Raw genomic sequence first — 20026 nt, forward strand, 5'->3', positions numbered from 1 at the left:
AAAACTTGTTTCTCTTTTTTTCATTGCGCCTCGGGCGGTGTCCCTAAGATCTTCGCTTTTTTCTCCTGTTTCCTCTATGAGCTTTCCGTGTTAAACGGGTTTTAAAAGCCTTAAAAGAATGAAGAAGGTAGTCAGTTACGCTAGAGAAGAATATTTCCAGACGTAGCGACTTGTGGAGTCCTACCGAGCGGAGAAGGGATTCGCGGGCAAAAGAAACGCAACGTGCCCACGCGACGTAGCGGCTACCACTTTTGCGTTTCCCCGCGAATTCCTTCGGAGCGTGCAGTCTCAACCCCCAGCAGGACGGAGCCTGGAGCCTAGTCTGGAAATATTCTTCTCTTCACCGCAGCCACATAAAAAAACAGGAGCAGACTGTTTTTCCCAGTCTCCCCCTGTCTTATATAATTCGGTTCGCTTAGCGAATCGGGCAAGCTCCGCCTTCGCAAGATTCAGCCGTGGACAGATCAGCCTCGCCGCCGGTTTCATACTGCTGCAAAATCGCAGGATCAAATGGCTTCATGGACTGCTTCAATGCCTCGTACTGTTCTTTGGTGCACTCTTCATATGGAGCCAATTGGTAGTTTCCGCCATCCAATTGCAAGAAGGATACACCTACGAAATTATCCCAGTTATCGTAAACGATGTCTTCTACTTCTGCCCACTCTTCCTTGCGTACTGTAATGGTGTTCGAAGAGTTGTGCTCGGTATATTCTTTCTGGAAACGGAAGTACGTATCGAATTGGCGTTTTGCACTTACTTCGTTCTTCGTTTCTTCTGCACCTGATGCCACAGGGAAATCGATCACAAGTGTACGTGCATTTGCCATGCGCTCTTCATACGTTTCGCCTGGTGTTCCTACCTCTGGGTTGACTGTCCAGCCGAGAGCTTGTACCGCTTTTGCCAATGGGTCCTCGGCATTGATACGGATGCGGCGGATGTAGTACGGCGAATGAGACCAGTGCAGACCGCTGGAGACACCGCCAGCTACTTGAGACAGCGTACCTTCCGGCTTCACGGTCGTAACCAAGAGTGGAGAGTTCACACGCAGCTCATACGCATATCGGTTCGCCTCGTCACGAGCAGCATCGCCCAGCTGGCGCAGCAATTCGAGCTCTTGCTCTTCTGTATAGCCAAGAGATGCCAACGCATCCTTTACACCAGTAAGGGAAGTTCCGAGCAAACGGTCACGCTGTTGAACAGTATCCCAATGCGGCAACTCCAACGTTACCAGCGTCATGCGCAGACCGGCACGAGCAGATTTGCGTTGTGCTTCCAGCAAGCCATCGAGATCCAGATACTTGGAGCCATCCTCGTGATCCTTCACGAATTCAACCAGATTGACTGTCGTCAGGTTGCAGACGCCATAAGAATCGAGCAGGATTTCTGCACAAGGGTTCAAGCCCTCTGCATTTGGACGACGACGGTTCGCTTCTTCCAAATTGATGAAGCCTGGCTCGCCTTCCAATTGCATCAAGGTGAACACGAGGTTCAAGAATGGCTTAGTCGGTTGTTTGGTAAACGCGATAGAGTTGTTGGACATGCGGCGGTGATCCAGACCGAAGCGTCCGTCTCCTACATTTTGGATGCTGTCAAACCATACAGGCTTGTGCTCTCCCAACAGCTCGCCCACACGGCGGTGGTGGTTCAGCTGATCCTCTGTCCAGAAGCCGTTGATGCCGTATTTCGCCAGCATGCACTCGTAATCATCGTGATCGAACAGGAAAATTTCCGCTGTACGGCGCACGCCACCTACAACGACGTTTGCTCCGATGAGGTTTCCAATGTCGAGAATATGTATCGGACGGATTTTGCCGTATCCTTTTTCATCACTCTCGATTGGTGCCAAATGCTGGTCGATTTGGTTTTTCAACACTTTGTCGATTCCTTCAAACATTTCGCGAAGCGGCTCATGACCACTAGCTGTACCGCCAAAACGCTTCAGTCGCTCGCCTTTCGGACGCACGCTGTTATAAGAGATTTTCACGGTGTGAATGTGTTCGTAAGTGGAATCTGTCAAAATTTGCAGGTAGAGACGGAGGGATTCTACCCAGCCTTCTTTACTGTCGCCCACATAAATTTTGGCAAAGCCGTTATCCAGTACATTCAGCTCAGAACGCTCCAGGCGTTGATGCTTTGGCAGCGGTCTGTATTCAGAAGAAAGCAGCGAAACATTCGTGCGAATCGGGCCCAGTCCAGCCGCCATTTCCTTCGTGCATTTGAAGCCTACGCCAGTTCCTACCAAGAGAAGGTAAAACAAATCGCCCAAGTCATCCCAAGACTTGATGTTCAGGAAGGAGCAGTTGAAGTTCGCCAACGGATACAAATCCGCTACGCCGTTGTCTGCACCACCAACCCACAAGGTACGACCAGACAAAAATTGGCGAAGGTTGAACATGTTGTCAAACAAACCTTCTGCCTCTGTTTCCATTGCGCGAGAATCGGCGTACATTCCGATTTTGTTCAAATGCTGATAAGCCAGCTTAATATTGTAATCCACCGAGCGGCGGCAGGTTTCTTTCCACGTTTCCCGTCTTCCTTTTTCCGGTACAAAGCGAGAATAAGTACGGTAGTAAACAAATTGTCCCAGAGGACTCATATGGATCGGAAAATCAGGATATTGATCTAAGAATTCATCCCGCAAAAATTGAGTTCGGGATACGGTTTCGGTCGCCAGCATATCGTTCCTCCTTCGAATCTTTCCTCTCTAGTTTAACTATCTTTATCTATAAAACTCAATAGTTTTACCTATATATTGTGCAAAATAATTTTCGACAATACTAGATGTTGTGTTTACCCTAAAAAAACACTTGACACAAAATCCCGAACATTGGACGTACAGAAGGACCATTTTATGTTCAGCCTTTTCCTGGCAACGAGTGCTACAACACCCATTCTGTCATGATTTGGAAACCCCGAACGTATGGATTTCATCCGTCCTGACACAAAGCCACCGACCGATTTTAACAGATTCCCACTCGCTTTGCACCACCTAATAATCACCGTTATCTGGTAAAACTTATCAGGTAGTTCGTCGGCTAACCCTTTTTGCACCAAGCCAAAAAAGGGTGACACTTGGTCACCCTTCAGAGGCATTCTCCATTAAAGATGAGTATTTTTACCTACAGAATCCGGGCATGTCCTGAGTAAATATGCCCACGTTCAGAATCCACTGTTACGATTTGTCCGTCCTTCAATACATCCGTAGCAAATTGCACCCCTACGATGACTGGAACGCCGAGATTCAGGCCTACAATAGCTGCGTGAGAAGTAAGCCCGCCCTCTTCGCAAATCACCGCTCCAGCCTTGCCAAACGCTTCAATCATATCGGAGTCGGTACCGATCGTTACCAGGATCGCTCCTTCTTCTACCTTTGCCAGTGCCTCTTCAGCGGATCTAGCAATAACTACCTTGTTTGTGACAACTTTTCGGCCGATTCCTTGTCCTTTTGCTACCACATCGCCAATGACGTGGATTTTCATCAGGTTCGTTGTCCCAACTTCACGCACAGGCACGCCTGCTGTGATCACAACGAGATCGCCATGACGAACGAAGCCTGCATCAAGCGCCTCCTGGACAGACATCTCCAGCATTTCATCGGTTGTATTCGCCATCTCGCCCTTTACCGGATACACGCCATTTACGAGTGCAAGACGGCGAATAATCGCTTCATGCGGCGTTACAGCCACGATTGGTGCTTTTGGACGGAACTTTGATACCATGCGAGCTGTGTGTCCGCTTTCGGTCGCTGTAATAATTGCTGCTGCGTCCAGATCCAATGCTGCATTGGATACAGCTTGGCTGATGGCATCCGTAATCGTCACTTGTTTAAGCTGTGCTTGCGCGTACAAGATCTCACGATAATTCAGCTCTTGCTCTGCACGCACTGCGATCCGTACCATGGTTTCGACAGACTCAACCGGGTATTTACCTGCAGCCGTCTCACCGGAGAGCATGATGGCGTCTGTACCATCGAAAATGGCGTTCGCAACGTCACTCGCTTCCGCACGTGTTGGACGTGGGTTGCGCTGCATGGAATCAAGCATTTGTGTCGCCGTAATGACTGGCTTCGCAAGTTCGTTACATTTTTTGATCAGCTTCTTCTGAACAAGTGGTACTTCTTCTGCCGGAATCTCTACGCCCAAATCACCACGCGCAACCATGATTCCATCTGTTACTACCAGAATTTCGTCAACGTTGTCGACGCCTTCCTGGTTTTCGATTTTCGCGATAATATCGATACGAACGTTATGGCGCTCCAGGATTTGGCGAATCTCCAAGATATCCGATGCTTTTCGGACGAAGGAAGCCGCAATGAAATCGACTCCTTGCTCAATACCAAATTCGATATCCTGTGCATCCTTTTCTGTGATACCTGGCAAGTTGATTTTAACACCAGGTACATTGACGCCTTTTTTGCTCTTCAGTGTTCCGCCGTTTTTGATCAAGCAGATGATTTCGGAGTCACTCACTTCTTGTACAGTCAACCCGATCAAGCCGTCGTCAATCAAGATTGTATCGCCGATTTTTACATCATGAGGCAATTCCGGATACGTAATGGAGACGCGCTCTGCGGTACCCGCTACTTCCTCAGTGGTGAGGATCAGCGTATTTCCTTCTACGAGCTCGACTGCATCTACTGCAAGCGTACCCGTACGAATTTCAGGACCTTTTGTATCCAACAGGATTGCAACGGGTTTCCCGGTTTCTTTTGATGCCTGACGAATGTTTACAATTCGCGCCGCATGCTCCTCATGGGAACCGTGCGAGAAATTCAAACGCGCTACGTTCATTCCTGCTTCGATCAGTTTTTTCAGTGTTTCAACCGATTCACTCGCCGGTCCGATGGTACACACAATTTTTGCTTTCCTTAACATAGGATGTAAGCCTCCTCTACACTCGTAAAAACTGTCGGTATTATATAGATAGCGTGCGCGCCAATTGATAAATGGATAAATCCAATTGATGCTTATTGGCCAATGCTTCTTGAAAATCAACATCAACGATCTGGTTGTTTTGAATCCCAACCATTCGGTCCTGCTTGCCCTCCAGCAAAAAATCGACGGCTGCGGCACCCATTCGGCTCGCCAGCATTCGATCCATTGCAGTCGGGGAACCACCCCGCTGAATATGACCCAGTACTGTCACGCGAGTCTCCCAGCCTGTCTCTTTCGTGATCGCTTCGGCGTACGAAGCGGCACTTCCTACTCCTTCCGCCACGATGATGATGGAATGCTTTTTGCCACGGCGTTGTCCAGCATGCAGACGTTCAATAATGTCGTCCATCTCCTGCGACGCTTCCGGGATAATAATGGACTCGGCACCAGCTGCAAGACCTGCCCACAATGCCAGATCGCCAGCATCTCGCCCCATTACTTCAATAATGTACGTGCGTTCATGCGAGGTAGCCGTATCGCGGATTTTATCGATCGCTTCCACAACGGTATTCAATGCCGTATCAAACCCGATCGTGAAATCGGTGCATGGAATGTCATTATCAATCGTCCCCGGTACGCCAATGGTCGGGAAGCCTTTTTCGGTCAGCTTCTGTGCACCGCGAAACGACCCGTCTCCCCCAATCACAATCAGCCCCTCAATTCCATGAGCACGCAATTGCTCCACCGCTTTTTGCTGTCCGGCTTCCGTCTTGAAAGCTTCACTGCGAGCGGAGTAGAGAATGGTTCCTCCCCGTTGGATAATATCCCCAACAGAGCCCAGAGACATCTCCTTGATATCTCCCCTCATCAGCCCTTCGTATCCGTGGTAAACCCCAAACATTTGCACCTCGTGAAAATGAGCACGACGTACAGCCGCCCGGACTGCGGCATTCATTCCAGGAGAATCTCCACCGCTAGTGAGAACTGCAAGTTTTCGCATGGAACCACCTCTCCAATCATATCGTCTTTAGCATGTCATTTAACGGAAACAGTATGTACCATACTTTGTATGAAACATGCTGTATCACTCAATTCCTCATATCTGTTATACACTCGAAAGATATGTGCCATACTTTTTGAAAGCTCTGATAACTCTTTCATTCGACTTCGATTGTAGCAGATTTTCCTCGGAGAAAAAAGAAAAAAACGCCCCCTGTTTCTTACAGGGAGGCGAATTCTCCGATCTGTTTAAACTTCTCGTAACGGTCCTGTATCAATTCATCTGGAGTTAAACGGCCCAGCTGTTCTAGTTGTTCCGTGATGACCGCCTTGACCATCCCTGCCTGCGCGATCAAATCACGATGGGCTCCTCCGAATGGTTCATCAATAATTCCGTCAATGACTCCTAATTCCAGCAAATCAGGAGCCGTAATTTTCATCGTCTCCGCTGCACGCATACCCAAGCTGGAATCTCTCCAGAGGATCGCGGCGGCACTCTCCGGTGCAATCACGGAGTAATAGGAATTCTCCAACATATAGATACGGTTACCTACGCTGATCGCCAAGGCTCCACCGCTTCCGCCTTCCCCGATGACGATACAAATAATCGGCACGCCAAATGTTGCCATTTCACGCAGATTGCGGGCAATCGCTTCACTCTGACCGCGCTCTTCTGCCGCTTTTCCAGGATATGCTCCTGATGTATTGATAAAGCAAATAATCGGGCGACCGAACTTATCCGCCTGCTGCATAATGCGCAATGCCTTCCGGTAGCCTTCTGGATGAGCCATCCCGAAATTGCGCTTGATGTTGTCTTTTGTGTCTTTCCCTTTTTGGTGACCGATGACCGTAACCGGACGTCCATCCAGCTTGGCAATTCCACCCACAATCGAATGGTCGTCTCCGAACAAACGGTCTCCATGAACCTCGATAAAATCAGTAAAAAGTAGTTGTATATAGTCCAAAGTCGTTGGCCGTTCCGGATGACGAGCCAGCTGTACGCGTTGCCATGGAGTCAAGTTGCCGTAAATTTGCTCAGCAAGCTCTTTTGATTTTTGTTCGAGACGCTGTACTTCGTCAGAGAAGTCAATTCCCTTTTCCTCAGTAAAACGGCGCAATTCCTTAATCTTGTCTTGTAATTCTACTAATGGCTTTTCAAAGGAGAGCTCGCCTGCCATGTTTCTACTCCTTCCCGAGACGTGTGCATCTCTACCAGTTTGGACAGCGTATTTCGCATATCCTTACGGTGTACCACCATGTCGAGCTGCCCATTTTTCAACAAGAATTCCGCTGTTTGGAAGTCTTTTGGCAACTCCTGACGGATCGTTTGCTCAATGACTCGACGCCCAGCAAAACCGATCATAGCACCTGGTTCTGCGATATTGTAATCTCCCAACGAAGAAAAGCTGGCTGATACGCCACCATATGTAGGATTCGTCATGACCGAGACAAACAGTAAGCGTTCGCGATCCAATCGAGACAACGCTGCGCTGGTTTTCGCCATTTGCATCAGGCTCAATACGCCTTCTTGCATACGCGCTCCACCAGATGCACTGAACAGAATGAAAGGCAAACGCCGTTCGATCGCTTGCTCAATTGCGCGCGTGATTTTCTCCCCGACGACCGATCCCATACTCGCCATACGGAAACGAGAATCCATGACCCCAATCACGATGCGGTTTCCACTCAGAACACCTTCGCCTGTAATGATCGCCTCGTTCAAATTGGTGGTAGCCATATCTTTCTCCAGTTTTTCCAAATAACCAGGAAAACCGAGTGGATTGGCTGTAATCAAATTGGCATCAAATTCTTCTGTTAGAACCCCATCATCCAGAAGCGCTTGCAGTCGCTCTGGAGCGGACATGGAGTAGTGGAACTGGCAGCCTTTGCAGACGCGCAAGTTCTTCTCCAAATCCTTCGAGTAGTGAATCGTCCCACAATGTGGGCATTTATTCATCAATCCCTCAGGGACTTCCTTTTCTTTCGTACCCGCTTCCTTGCTAGTGTCGGCGGAAGCAGGGACACGTGCTAGTGTCTCTGAAGGAACTGTAGCGAATTTGCGCTTTTTCCCAAAAAGATCTTTAAGCACAGGTAAACCCACCTTTCTCTTCAGTGAAGGATCGTGCCGAGTACATCCCGGACTTCGTTTAGTTCGCTCTCCGGCACGAGAATCTCGTATTGCTTCGAGACCTTACCTTCGCGAACCTTTACCAAAAACCCTTCATCTGTCAAACGTTGCTGTATCCGTTCTGCAATTCTAGCGCTAGGAGCGATGTAGATGACCGTCCACATGCTGGCTTCCTCCTCAATCGTCCAATACAGGTCTGCATCATCATATCACAGCGCCAGCGCCCCTCGCAAATTGAGGGAAAACTAAAGCTTGCTGTTCTCCAAATGCTTCTTCATTCTCTCTAACGCGACGTTCACATCGCCTTCGCGAATGGCTTCCATAATCTGTCGATGCTCTACAAGTGCTGCACTCGCTCTGCCTTCGCGCGACAGCGACTCAATACGGATACTGTTGCTGTACTCAACCAAAGGCGTCCAGATGCGATGCAGAATCGAGTTGCGGCTGGAGCGACATATGACACGATGAAACTGATAATCTTCTTCCGCAGGTACCTCGCCTCTTGCTACTCTTTCCTCTGCAATGGCCAGGATGCGTTCCATTTCATCAAAATGCTTGTCAGTCGCCCGTCTACAGGCTAAGCGGACAGCATCCAGCTCTAGCATTCGCCGCATTTCGATCAAGTCCTTCTTGGTTTTGGTATCCCGCAGGATAAAAAAGCCAAGAATATCGATCAGCCGATTGTGCCGGTAATGCTTGAGGAAGGTGCCTTCCCCGCGACGGGTCTCAATGAGTCCGAGCAGCTCCAGAGCCCGAAGAGCCTCGCGTACAGAGGAACGACCTGCTCCCAGTTGCTCGGACAACTCTCGCTCAGACGGCAGCTTATCCCCGGGCCGCAAGTTTTGCTCCTGAATGATTTCATGAAGTTGCAGGAGAATTCCTTCGTAAACCTTTCGATCTTGGGAAGAGTCGAGCACGATTATCCTCCTTACTCGTACCTTCAACGAGGATCACCCTCCACGTTGTAAAAAGCCTACGTTTTTTCGCGGAGGGTGTCGTCGGTGCCTCGATAAAGAGTATTTTACGCTTCTTGGTAAGAGATAGCTGTCAATTTCGTCGTTTTTTGTTTTACTTCTTCCGGATCAACTGTGATGCGAGCAACACCAGTTTCCATCGCTGCTTTTGCTACTGCCGCAGCTACGTTTGGCGCTACACGTGGATCGAATGCGGAAGGGATCACTTTATCCGCAGTAAGCTCTTCTGGTGTGATCAGGTCTGCGATGGCATATACAGCAGCGAGCTTCATTTCTTCGTTGATCTCCGTTGCACGTACATCCAAAGCGCCACGGAAGATTCCCGGGAATGCCAGTACGTTGTTTACTTGGTTCGGGAAGTCGGAACGGCCTGTACCGATTACTGCCGCACCTGCTTCTTTTGCTTCTTGCGGCATGATTTCTGGTACTGGGTTTGCCATAGCGAAGATGATCGGATCGCGGTTCATCGAACGAACCATGTCCTGTGTAACAGCGCCAGCTACGGATACACCGATAAATACGTCAGCGCCCTTCATTGCATCAGCCAGGTCACCTTGCAGCATGCTGCGGTTCGTGATTTTCGCCATTTGTTCCTTCACTGGGTTCATACCGAATGGACGGCCTTCGTACACGATTCCTTTTGTATCAACCATGATCACTTCTTTCACGCCCATGGAAATCAAAAGCTTCATGATCGCGATACCAGCTGCACCTGCACCGTTCGCTACCACGCGGATATCTTCCAGCTTTTTGTCAACCACGCGCAGAGCATTGATCAGACCTGCCGCTGTAACGATTGCTGTACCGTGTTGGTCATCGTGGAAAATCGGGATGTTTGTCTCGCGCTTCAGACGCTCTTCAATCTCGAAGCATGCAGGAGCTGCGATATCTTCCAAGTTAACGCCACCAAAAGTAGGCTCGAGCAGTTTTACTGTCTCTACGATTTTATCTACATCTGTTGTATTCAAGCAGATCGGGAATGCATCTACGCCTGCGAAGGATTTGAACAGAACGGCTTTACCTTCCATAACCGGCATTGCTGCTTCTGGTCCGATGTTTCCGAGCCCCAGTACAGCAGTACCGTCGCTGACTACTGCAACCAGATTGCCTTTCATCGTGTAATCGTACACTTTGGACTTGTCATCAAAAATATCTTTGCAAGGTTCAGCAACCCCAGGAGAATAGGCAAGACTCAGATCGTAAGCATTGCGAACGGGTACCTTGGTCACTGCCTCCAATTTTCCTTGATGTTTTCGGTGAAGCTCCAGTGCTTCCTCTCTCAGGTTGGACATGAGATCCCACTCCATTTCACGATAATAGTTTCTATGATTGCTTGTAGGCAGTAAAAATGCCTGGGTTATTCCAAGTGGTCTGACCACTTATTGAGTTATGCTCTCAATATAATAAAAAACTGTTCTCCTGTAAACCTGCCGAAAACGGCGAAAAAGGGAGGACATTCTTCATCCTCCCCAATTTACAGGCATTTCTTTCCGAATTACGCTGTCAGGCCCCACAATTTCTCGCGCTTGCTCCAAAAATGACTCATCTACGTCTACCCAATTTGCTTCTGGCAGGCGAATTGTCTGTCTTTTTCCTTCGTAGAAGAGGATAACGGGAATCGTTCCTTTTTTTTCGACAAACAAGCGTGAAAGTCTTTGCAGCGTCGAATCGTGCTCTTGCTCTGCCGATATTTTGACAAATAATACGGTCTCAGACTTCGGCTGCGGCAGCGTTTGTGCATCCCAGAAACGGGAAGCCAAGAGTTTGACCATGTCGTCCTGGTGATCGACTCGCGCTTCTGCCACGATGATTTGTTCCCGCTCGAGCAGTGGCGCATACTTCGCATACACCTGCGGGAAGACGACCAGCTCTACTGGTGCGGTTTTGTCCTCTAGCGTAATAAACGCCATCGGGTCCCCTTTTTTCGTTTGGATGCGTCTGGCTTCCGTTATCATCCCAAATACTTTTACCGTTTTGTCGCGCGGCACATCCCCCAATGAAGAGATAACCGCTACTTCCGGGCGACTGGCGACATGGGCAAACTGATCAAGTGGATGACCAGAGATGTATACTCCGATCAAGTCCCGCTCCTCTTTTAATTGCTGCGTACGTGAGAGCGGCGGTACCTCGGGATATTCTGCCGGTTCGCGCAATGGTGCCGCATCTTCTTCTCCCGCAAATAGATTGAGCTGGTTGGCGTCTCGCTCGATTCTCTTGCTGTTTGCCTTCCCTACCGCTTCATCCAGCAATAGCAAAAGCTGACTGCGATGTCCTGGCAACGAATCCAGCGCGCCGCATAAAGTGAGCGACTCTACTACTCTGCGATTGACTAACCGCGCATCCACGCGGGCACAAAAATCAAAGACGTCGCGATACGGTCTGCCTTTGCGCTCTTTCACGATCGATTCAATGGCACCGTAGCCGACGTTTTTCACTGCGGCCAGACCAAAGCGAATCGCATCCTGCTCCACTGTAAAGTAGGCCAGGCTCTTATTCACGTCAGGCCCGAGCACGGTAAGCTGCAGTCGCCGCGCTTCTTCCGTGTACTCGGCAATTCTCGTTTGACTGCCAATGGACAACGAAAGCAGCGCTGCCATGAACGCAAGCGGATAAGTTGCTTTCAAATAAGCCATCTGGTAGGCGATGACCGCATAAGCAACCGAGTGGGCTTTGTTGAAGCCGTAATCGGCAAAGCGCACGATCAAATCGTAGACTTGATTGCCCAGCTCTTCTCCGTAGCCTTGTCGGACACAACCAGCCACGAACTTCTCTCGCTGCTCCGCCAATAGATCCCGTTTCTTTTTCCCGACCGCTCGGCGCAAAATATCTGCCTCACCAAGACTGAAGCCTGCGAGTGTCGAGGAAATCTGCATGATTTGCTCCTGATAAATCATAAAACCGTGCGTCTCCCGCAAAATCGGCTCGAGAACAGGATGAGCGTACTGTACTTTGCTAGTCCCGTGCTTGGCGGCGATGTACTGCGGGATGATCTCCATCGGCCCCGGGCGATACAATGCCAGAACCGCAATGATGTCATCAAGACTGCTCGGCTTCAAATCTCGCAGCACATTGCGCATCCCCGAAGATTCCAGTTGGAAAATGCCGGTTGTCTCCCCACGGGAGAGCATACGAAACGTTTTCTCATCGTCTGTCGGCAGCTTATCCAGATCAATCGATATTCCCTGCTCCTGCAAGTGACGCAACGTCTCCTGAATGATTGTCAAATTGCGCAAGCCGAGGAAGTCCATCTTCAACAGACCGACTTCTTCGAGAATCTCCATCGGATACTGCGTGAGCGCCAAGCCTTCATTGCCCGTCTGCAATGGAACGTAATTCGTCAGCGGTTCACGCGAAATGACGACACCCGCCGCATGTGTGGAGGCGTGGCGCGGCAAGCCTTCTACGCCCTTTGCTGTTTCGATCAGTTGTGCTGCCTGTTTGTTTTCCGCGCATAGCTTGCCGATATCCGGGTTGATTTGCATGGCTCGTTCAAACGTCATGCCTGGCGATTGCGGAATCATTTTGGCGACGCGATCCACGATGCCCAAAGACAAGCCTAACGCCCGCCCAACGTCACGGACTGCTGCACGAGCCGCCATCGTTCCAAAGGTAATGATCTGGGCGACACGATCATGACCGTACTTGCTCGCTACATAGTGAATGACTTCGTCACGGCGCTCTACGGAAAAATCGATATCAATATCGGGCATCGTCACCCGCTCCGGGTTAAGAAAGCGTTCAAAGAGCAACTGAAAGCGGAGCGGATCGACATTCGTGATTTTCAAAACGTACGCGACCAGGCTGCCTGCCGCAGATCCGCGTCCAGGTCCAGTTGGTATCCCGTTTTCGTGAGCGTACCGCATGAAATCCCATACGATCAGGAAGTAATCGGTGAAGCCCGTCCCTGTAATAATCGCCAGCTCGTGATCCAGACGCGCTTGCACCTCTGGCGTAATCTCTCCGTATCGCTCCAGGCAGCCCTTTTCACACAGTTCACGTAAATACTGTGTCGAATCTAGTCCCTCTGCCAAGGGAAATTCCGGCAAAATATGCGCGCCAAAGGTAAGGTCCAGCTTGCACCTGTCTGCAACGGCTACCGTATTCGCTAAGGCCTGGGGAGCAAAGGCAAAGAGCGCTGCCATTTCCTCGGCACTTTTCAGATAGTACTGATCCGTCTCGTACCGAAAACGGTTTTCTTCGCCAATTGTCTTGCCTTCTTTAATCGCCAGCAAGATATCATGCTGCTGGTGCTCCTCCCTGTGGATGTAGTGAACATTGTTCGTCGCAATTAGCGGAATCCCCGTCTCCTGGCTCAGTTTCACGAGACGAGTATTCAGCCTGCGCTCCACTTCCAGTCCGTGATCTGCCAGTTCCAAATAATAATGCTGTTCACCAAACATTCGCTGATACTGGAGGGCTGCTTCTTTCGCAGCGTCCGCTTCTCCAGCCAGTAACAGCTTGGCTACTTCTCCTTGCTGGCAGCCGCTCAGTGCAATAAGGCCGTCTGTATGCTTTGCCAACACCTCTTTGTTGAGACGCGGAAGGATGTAGTTGCCGTCTGTATTCGCGATTGTCGCTAGCTTCAGGAGATTCCGGTAGCCCGTTTCATTCTCAGCGAGAACGATCAGATGACTAGGCGGCGGTGCATTTCGCACGCGATCTTGAAGATTTCCTTCCATTACGTATATTTCCATCCCGATAATCGGTTGGATGCCTGCTTCCAGACAAGCTTTATAAAACGGGATCGCCCCGTACAGATTGGCATGGTCTGTCATCGCCAGTGCATGCATGCCCAATTCGCTGGCTCGCTTCACCAGCGCATCGATACGTGCTGCTCCATCCAGCAGACTGTACTCTGTATGAACATGCAAATGGACAAAGGAGGTCATGATATTACCCCTCTCAATTTTCACGATTGAAACTTTCTCTCTTACATTATACCGGAAGTATAGCGCATACGGACGTTAAGAACAAATGTTCCCGATCGTATTTGACCGTTCTCCCCTGATTTTGGTAGGATGGGTAATACCAGAATGGCTAGAAAGGATGAATCCATCTATGTGGTACGCCTTTTACATGACCGGTGTTCTCGCTTCCCTAGTAGCCAGTGTCTACTATAGTGTCCATGCTCGCAGACGAGGCATCCATCCGCTTGAATCGCGTATGTTGCTGGGGAAAATGAATGTGTCATTGGGTATACTCGTTTCTTTGTTCGGCATCAATCAGTTTACTTTTGATTCTCTCGATACGATCCGCATTGTCGTTGCGTTGATCATGCTGATTGTAGGAGCTATGAATTTATTTTTGGGAACTCGCAATTATTTCCGTTATCGTACAGCTTGGCAGGCAGAATTGAAAAAAGGGGTATAAAAAAAAGGGCATGAGAACAAATTTACGTTCCACATGCCTTTTTCATTTTGGGGAGAAACATCGCTGGTAATACTTTTCCTCTATTCCCAGCTGTTTATCATACAAACCTGATAGAGCTCTCGCTATAATGAATTTGTGTGACATTCTATTGCTTCGACAACCTGAGCGGCAGTGCCGAAGGTTGTCTTTTTTTCTGTTCCATCCAGAAGGAAACAATTTCCTGCTATTGCAGGTCTTCGGCTTTGGCCCACATTTCCTCCGGGTTCAGCTCATAGATCCCCTCTTCTCGATACATATAATGATTCATGATGAATTCCCGGCGAATCGTAGCGTAATCCTCGTGGAATTGGCGGATGTATTCGTTGATTTCTTGTTCCTTGTATTTACGACCTTTTTCTAGCCCTCGAACCATGTATTCAAAGACGATCAGCTTTTTCTTACGCTGGGACGGGATTTGTTTCAGCTTGCCATCTGGCGTAATGAAGCTGCGAATGACCTGCATTTTTTCCGCTGCCATCTGGTGCCTCCTCTGAACATGTGGGGTGTCTTGCGCAAAAATGTCCTCTGCTGTCGAATCCTTTGCTTTTTCCATGACGTTCACAATTGCTTGCGACTGGCGTTTTACATTGGCCTCGTGCAGGTAAAAGTAAATGGTGTTTTTATCGCGACGTTCGTAAACGACGCCCGCTTCTCGAAGCTTTGCCATATGGTGGGTAATGGTCGGAGGTGTTACGCCGAGCTTGCCTGCCAACGCCTGTCCATGCAGGGGACCATTTGCCAAAATCGCGAGAATGCGTACGCGCGTCGGGTCTCCGAGTGCTTTGTAAAAGGTGACGAGTTGGTCTAATTGCAAAATGGGGCACTCCTTTCTTTGTTATCCGTTTCGATTAGATAATGTTCTAATTAGATGATAAGTTGGTTTTCTCTGCCTGTCAATTCGTAGGAGATAAAACACAAATTCTATATCGTTGCTACTGGTGGCAGCGGAAAAAGGGAAACCGCGTCCAAAGTAGTCCTCCCATGGAGCATGTTCAGAGGTGGACGCTTAAAGGCGTGTTTCCCTTTTTCCACTGCGCCTCGGCTGGTGTCCCAAAGAGCCTCGCTTATTTCTCCTTTTTCCTTGAAGCGGCTCTCGCTGTAGTTGTGACTGGTTTTAGTCAGTTAATCAGGATGATTGAAGCGTCTTGCATTCACGCTGCGTAGAAGAAGCGCATTTCCAGTCCAAGCGCCTCTGGAGCCCATCTCAGCGTAGGAATGAATGACGGGGAATTTAAGCTTCACTTATGGAATACTTCCTCGAAACTTCAACGTTTGAAGCGCTCCCGTCATTCATTCCGGAGCGGACAGTCTTCACCCCTTGCGGGGCGGAGGCCGAAGCGTAGACTGGAAATGCGCTTCTTCTCCCCACTACAGCCACTTTTCCAAACAAAAAAGAACAGTCATAAAGAGACTGTTCCTTTAACGTTCAATAATTTGCGCAGTAATCATGGCCTGCCCCACGAGCTGTTCGCCGTGGAATACGGATACTTCGACTTTTCCGAAGCGGCGGCTGATGTCCAATAGGCGCGGCTTAACTTCGATGTGGCTTTCCATCTGGACAGGCTTTAGGAAATAGACGGTGATATTTTCTGGTACCATGTCGCCACGACGATGGTGGCGCAGCAGGTTACAAGCTGCCTCGACCATGACTGTCGTCATGATTCCGCTGGCAATCGTACCGAGATGGTTGGTCATTTGCGGGCTCACATCACCCAAATAGACCATCTCATCTGCCTGTCGCTCCTCACGGAAATGCGACATGATCAGATTCGGGAACGTTTCACTCATCTGTGGTTGCTTGGCTGTAAATTGCAGCGCTTTTAACACGTCGTTGCGGCTTAAGACCCCTACGAGCTTGCGATGGTTGTCTACGACAGGCAACAGCTCGATTCCTTCCCACACCATGGTATGCGCAGATGACGCTACGGATACTCGCGGCGAGGTCGTAATCGGGTTCTTCGTCATGACCTTGTCAATCGTCGCGGTTTCCTCATGGCCGATGATGTCTTTGGAGGTAACAATTCCGATCAAGCGCATCTGCTCGTCAACAACGGGGAATCTCGTGTCCTGATACAGCTCCGTATACTGGTGCCACTTCGCAACTGAATCTGATGTCAATAAGACAGGCGTTTCTGCAAGTGGCTTCAAAATATCCTCTACCATTACGATTTCTTTTTTGATCAGGCGATCGTAAATGGCCCGGTTAATCATCGATGCTACCGTAAAGGAGTCGTAGCTGGAGGAGATGATTGGCAGCGCTAAGCGGTCAGCCAGCTGCTTGATTTCCTCGCTTGTATCGAATCCCCCGGTAATTAATACAGCAGCTCCTTGCTGCAAAGCGATTTTGTGCGCCTGATAGCGGTTACCGACAATCAAAAGACTCCCGGCATCGATATAACGCATCATGGCTTCGAGCTGCATGGCCCCTATTACAAATTTATTCAAGGTCTTGTGTAAGCCTTCACGTCCGGCTTGCACATGACCATCTACGATGTTCACAACCTCCGCAAAGGTCAAACGTTCAATATTTTCCTTTTGCTTCTTCTCGATTCTCACCGTACCGACACGCTCAATCGTGCTGACGTATCCTTGCGTTTCCGCTTCCTTGATCGCGCGGTATGCAGTCCCTTCACTCACATCCAGGTCTTTCGCGATCTGCCGCACGGAAATCTTCGAACCGATCGGAAGGCGATCAATATGTTGCAAGATTTGTTCATGCTTCGTTGCCATATTGCTATTCCCCCTTCCTTTTCTCCCACCCGTTCCATGTACGTGCGCTCCTTCGACCAATATACCCGAAGGCGGGGCAAAAAAAAAGGGTAGCTTTTTCGAAAGCTACCGACCAGAAAGTATATCATTAAGGGGGTTTTCATCGTGCTTTTATCTTACCCAAGGAATATTACAGGATTATTACAGCACAGTTACAGTTTCTTTTCAGTTTTGTTTAACTGACCAAATTTGCCAATAAACCTTGGACAAGCCCAATAATACCGCCAAGGATAAATCCGAGAACGGTAATCATCCGGAATTCTTTTCCTGAGATCCCGACTACCATCTCTTCAATTCTTTCAATCGGGAAACCCTCAACTTGCCGGGTAACAATATCCCGGATGGCCAGGCGCGAAAATATTCTCTCTATGTTTTGTTGCAGCGTGTCCACCATCCACTTTGCCAAACGAGGAACGAGTTCCGTTGTCACTGTCTCGGAAATAGGCGCTGTCAAACGAGACAGAGGCTCGTCCACGATGCGCAGGCTTTGCTCCTCCAGCTTGGCAAAAAGCTTCCTCGCCCAATCGTCCACTTGATCTCGCCCAATCCAGGCAACCACTTCGCCCACATTTTTGTCCAAGAGCTTGTCCGCTTCCTTATGCAAAAAGTAGTGCACGCGTTCCGAAAGCTCTCTGCTTTGCAAAAGTTCATCGAGATACGGGAGAATCTTGCCCAAAATCTTGTCATCCCCAAGAAACATCCCAACCAAGCCACCAAACATGCCTCCGCCTCCACCGAGCAATCCGCGAACCATGTTTTGCAAGGTCTGCTGGCCTTCCGGGGAATGTAAATATTCGCGGAAACGTTTCAAGAGCAGTTCGCTCACATTGCCAAGCGCAGCATCCAGACGCTCGCGTCCGTTGTCCGTTACCAACTCTCGCAGTTTTTTCTCTTCATATTGTGCCAGCACCTGTTCGACAAAGGTACCCCATTTCGCCTCGATAGGCGCGCGGACAGCCTCACTCCACGTTCCGTCTTCACGAAACAGCTGTGGCATCACCGTAAGCAATGCTTGGCGTAGACTGCGCTCATCTGTCATCCAGTCGCGAGCAATGGTGTTCATCCATCCCGTCAGCGTGCTCTCCAAACCACTCTGGTTCAGCGCACGCTTGACCCCCTCTGTCGTCAGCAAATGTTCTTCGACGAGTCTGCCCATTTGTATCGCAATATCGTCCCGTCTTCTCGGAATCAATCCCGGGGTAAAAGGCACTTTCCACCTGCCTATATACCGCGGTTTTACTGGTTTAAACAGCATTCGGATGGCTAACTCATTCGTCACTCCACCGATGACTGAGCCTACTGCAATGTTCACTAATAGTATCCAAGCGTTCATAAATCCTAACAACCTCTCTTCTCTACATGGCACCAAACGTTTTGGATGCTCATACCATAGACTAACTTTGCCTGATGGGAAGGGGATACTCATGTCCTACGTTCCAACAATCGTTGTCGAAAACGAGATAATATCGGAAGTAGACCTTTACCTGCCCCAGGCGCACTTGCGCAAATGGAATCTTTCAACACCGTCCACCATTGCGGTCCAATTTGGGAGCAAATCCGTTTCCGCACGCGTAGGCGGTTGGGAACGGGGAGGCAAAACCTCGGGTAAAACCTTCATACGACCATCTGTAGCTCAATCGCTACATCTGCCCAGGGGCGTTCCACTCTTAGTCCGTTATGATGCGAGTCAGAAAACAATTATTTTCGGACCGTATGTAGGTGTTCTTGTTTCGAGCTACAATGCAGCGTTCTCGCAAGCACCGTTTGGACACCTAAACTCATTCTTCCAGGAGATGTCTGATATCACCCGTAAACGCGGAGGGATCCTTTGCGCATTTCGGCTTCAGGATGTCAACTGGGATGCAGGAATCGTACGCGGCCTCGTAAGAAGAGGAGGCGTCTGGAGACAAACCGTACTGCCGCTTCCACAATGCATTTACAACCGGCTCATATCCCGCCAACGCGAACGAAGTGAACAGATGGCCAACTGGGTTCAACGCTGCAAGGACGCTTCCATTCCCTTTTTTAACGAGCGTTTTTTGAATAAGTGGCATGTACACGCCGCTCTCGAGAATCAACCGACAGCCTCCGAACATCTTCCCAGCATGGTTCGCTATCTGAAGCAAGAAGACCTGCGGCAAATGCTATCTACCTATCGCACCGTTTATGCAAAACCAGCTAACGGCAGCATGGGGCGCGGGATCATTCGAGTTCGCAGTTCACCCGAAGGATACCGGCTCGCGTTCCCCGGAGGATTGCGCAAATCATTTACTAGCATTCAGGGCTTACATCAGTATTTGCAAAAAAGGACAAAAGGCACATCCTATTTGCTGCAGCAAGGGTTACCGTTAATCGGCATCCAAGGACGACCGACAGATTTTCGTGTATTGGTACAAAAAGACCGAAAAGGCGAATGGTCCGTCACTTCCATGGTAGCTCGCCTGGGATTAAACCGCATTGTTTCCAATATATCCAGAGGCGGGCAGATGATGACTCCCCTTCAGGCCCTGCGAATTTGTGGACCGCGGGAGGGGGCAATTCGACCATCCCCTCAAACGTTACGCGCAGTAGCACTTAAGCTCGCGATCCTTTTAGAGGAATCACTGCCAGGGCAGTACGCAGAATTCGGAATTGATCTGGGAGTCGATGTCCATGGACGGGTGTGGCTATTGGAGGTCAACAGCAAGCCATCCAAGTCAGCCAAAACTGTTCCATTGCCTGAGGGTGCCGAAGAGCTGCCTCGGCGTGCTCGCCCTTCTGTCATTCGCATGCTGGATTATTCCGCCTTTCTAAGTGGTTTTCCCCGAACCATTCAACCACAAAAGACGATAAAAAGAAGACCGAAGCGCAACAAAAACAGGCGAAGGTGACCT

General features: G+C 49.6%; 14 protein-coding genes. 2 read left to right on the forward strand and 12 right to left on the reverse strand.

What is annotated here, in order from left to right; all coding sequences use genetic code 11:
- Nucleotides 1-415 precede the first annotated feature (415 nt).
- The 9 genes from nrdJ to FB479_RS08410 form a co-directional block, all read right to left on the reverse strand.
- A complete protein-coding gene (gene nrdJ / locus FB479_RS08370) occupies nt 416-2677 on the reverse strand; it encodes a ribonucleoside-triphosphate reductase, adenosylcobalamin-dependent (protein WP_142064117.1) in 2262 nt (753 codons plus the stop codon).
- Between the two features lie 442 nt (nt 2678-3119).
- Nucleotides 3120-4874, reverse strand: a complete 1755-nt coding sequence (gene pyk / locus FB479_RS08375) for a pyruvate kinase (RefSeq protein ID WP_142064120.1) — start codon at nt 4872-4874, stop codon at nt 3120-3122.
- A 40-nt stretch (nt 4875-4914) separates the two neighbouring features.
- Nucleotides 4915-5874 carry a 6-phosphofructokinase gene (gene pfkA, locus FB479_RS08380; RefSeq protein WP_106654073.1) on the reverse strand — a complete coding sequence of 320 codons (960 nt, stop codon included), beginning with the start codon at nt 5872-5874 and terminating at the stop codon, nt 4915-4917.
- Between the two features lie 220 nt (nt 5875-6094).
- Nucleotides 6095-7051, reverse strand: a complete 957-nt coding sequence (accA, locus tag FB479_RS08385; protein WP_106654072.1) for an acetyl-CoA carboxylase carboxyl transferase subunit alpha — start codon at nt 7049-7051, stop codon at nt 6095-6097.
- Nucleotides 7018-7962, reverse strand: a complete 945-nt coding sequence (accD, locus tag FB479_RS08390) for an acetyl-CoA carboxylase, carboxyltransferase subunit beta (protein ID WP_106654071.1) — start codon at nt 7960-7962, stop codon at nt 7018-7020. Before accD ends, accA begins: the two co-directional genes overlap by 34 nt.
- 20 nt (nt 7963-7982) lie before the next feature.
- The gene (locus FB479_RS08395; protein WP_007725347.1) at nt 7983-8165 is read right to left on the reverse strand and encodes a hypothetical protein; all 183 of its coding nucleotides are present in this window, start codon (nt 8163-8165) and stop codon (nt 7983-7985) included.
- Between the two features lie 81 nt (nt 8166-8246).
- Entirely contained in the window at nt 8247-8918 is a 672-nt protein-coding gene (locus FB479_RS08400; RefSeq protein WP_012685105.1) for a FadR/GntR family transcriptional regulator, read from the reverse strand.
- Nucleotides 8919-9022: 104 nt separating this feature from the next.
- Entirely contained in the window at nt 9023-10267 is a 1245-nt protein-coding gene (gene ystJ, locus FB479_RS08405) for an NADP-dependent malic enzyme (protein WP_047070613.1), read from the reverse strand.
- A 168-nt stretch (nt 10268-10435) separates the two neighbouring features.
- Nucleotides 10436-13864, reverse strand: a complete 3429-nt coding sequence (locus FB479_RS08410) for a DNA polymerase III subunit alpha (protein WP_142064123.1) — start codon at nt 13862-13864, stop codon at nt 10436-10438.
- A gap of 169 nt (nt 13865-14033) precedes the next feature.
- Between FB479_RS08410 and FB479_RS08415 the strand changes: the two genes are divergently transcribed.
- On the forward strand, nt 14034-14345 hold the full coding sequence (locus tag FB479_RS08415) for a YtpI family protein (protein WP_106654069.1): 312 nt from the start codon (nt 14034-14036) through the stop codon (nt 14343-14345).
- A 223-nt stretch (nt 14346-14568) separates the two neighbouring features.
- Here the strand turns inward: FB479_RS08415 and FB479_RS08420 are convergent, their stop codons facing one another.
- The 3 genes from FB479_RS08420 to FB479_RS08435 form a co-directional block, all read right to left on the reverse strand.
- Nucleotides 14569-15198 carry a DUF2087 domain-containing protein gene (locus tag FB479_RS08420; RefSeq protein ID WP_142064126.1) on the reverse strand — a complete coding sequence of 210 codons (630 nt, stop codon included), beginning with the start codon at nt 15196-15198 and terminating at the stop codon, nt 14569-14571.
- A 605-nt stretch (nt 15199-15803) separates the two neighbouring features.
- Complete coding sequence (locus tag FB479_RS08430; protein WP_017250740.1) at nt 15804-17114, reverse strand: DRTGG domain-containing protein; 1311 nt, start codon at nt 17112-17114, stop codon at nt 15804-15806.
- Between the two features lie 214 nt (nt 17115-17328).
- Nucleotides 17329-18486 (reverse strand): DUF445 domain-containing protein, encoded by a 1158-nt coding sequence (locus FB479_RS08435; protein WP_142064129.1) that lies wholly within the window; start codon nt 18484-18486, stop codon nt 17329-17331.
- A 91-nt stretch (nt 18487-18577) separates the two neighbouring features.
- On the opposite strand from FB479_RS08435, the gene FB479_RS08440 reads away from it, so the two are divergent.
- Nucleotides 18578-20023 carry a YheC/YheD family endospore coat-associated protein gene (locus FB479_RS08440; protein ID WP_142064132.1) on the forward strand — a complete coding sequence of 482 codons (1446 nt, stop codon included), beginning with the start codon at nt 18578-18580 and terminating at the stop codon, nt 20021-20023.
- Nucleotides 20024-20026: the final 3 nt, after the last annotated feature.

It is taken from the genome of Brevibacillus sp. AG162 (assembly GCF_006715575.1).
Lineage (GTDB): Bacteria > Bacillota > Bacilli > Brevibacillales > Brevibacillaceae > Brevibacillus > Brevibacillus brevis.

Coding starts and splice junctions, on each gene's coding strand:
- pyk (WP_142064120.1), bottom strand. CDS start 4,874: ATGTTAAGGAAAGCAAAAATTGTGTGTACCATCGGACCGGCGAGTGAA.
- FB479_RS08395 (WP_007725347.1), bottom strand. CDS start 8,165: ATGTGGACGGTCATCTACATCGCTCCTAGCGCTAGAATTGCAGAACGG.
- ystJ (WP_047070613.1), bottom strand. CDS start 10,267: ATGTCCAACCTGAGAGAGGAAGCACTGGAGCTTCACCGAAAACATCAA.
- accA (WP_106654072.1), bottom strand. CDS start 7,051: ATGGCAGGCGAGCTCTCCTTTGAAAAGCCATTAGTAGAATTACAAGAC.
- pfkA (WP_106654073.1), bottom strand. CDS start 5,874: ATGCGAAAACTTGCAGTTCTCACTAGCGGTGGAGATTCTCCTGGAATG.
- FB479_RS08430 (WP_017250740.1), bottom strand. CDS start 17,114: ATGGCAACGAAGCATGAACAAATCTTGCAACATATTGATCGCCTTCCG.
- FB479_RS08440 (WP_142064132.1), top strand. CDS start 18,578: ATGTCCTACGTTCCAACAATCGTTGTCGAAAACGAGATAATATCGGAA.
- FB479_RS08410 (WP_142064123.1), bottom strand. CDS start 13,864: ATGACCTCCTTTGTCCATTTGCATGTTCATACAGAGTACAGTCTGCTG.
- FB479_RS08435 (WP_142064129.1), bottom strand. CDS start 18,486: ATGAACGCTTGGATACTATTAGTGAACATTGCAGTAGGCTCAGTCATC.
- nrdJ (WP_142064117.1), bottom strand. CDS start 2,677: ATGCTGGCGACCGAAACCGTATCCCGAACTCAATTTTTGCGGGATGAA.
- FB479_RS08415 (WP_106654069.1), top strand. CDS start 14,034: ATGTGGTACGCCTTTTACATGACCGGTGTTCTCGCTTCCCTAGTAGCC.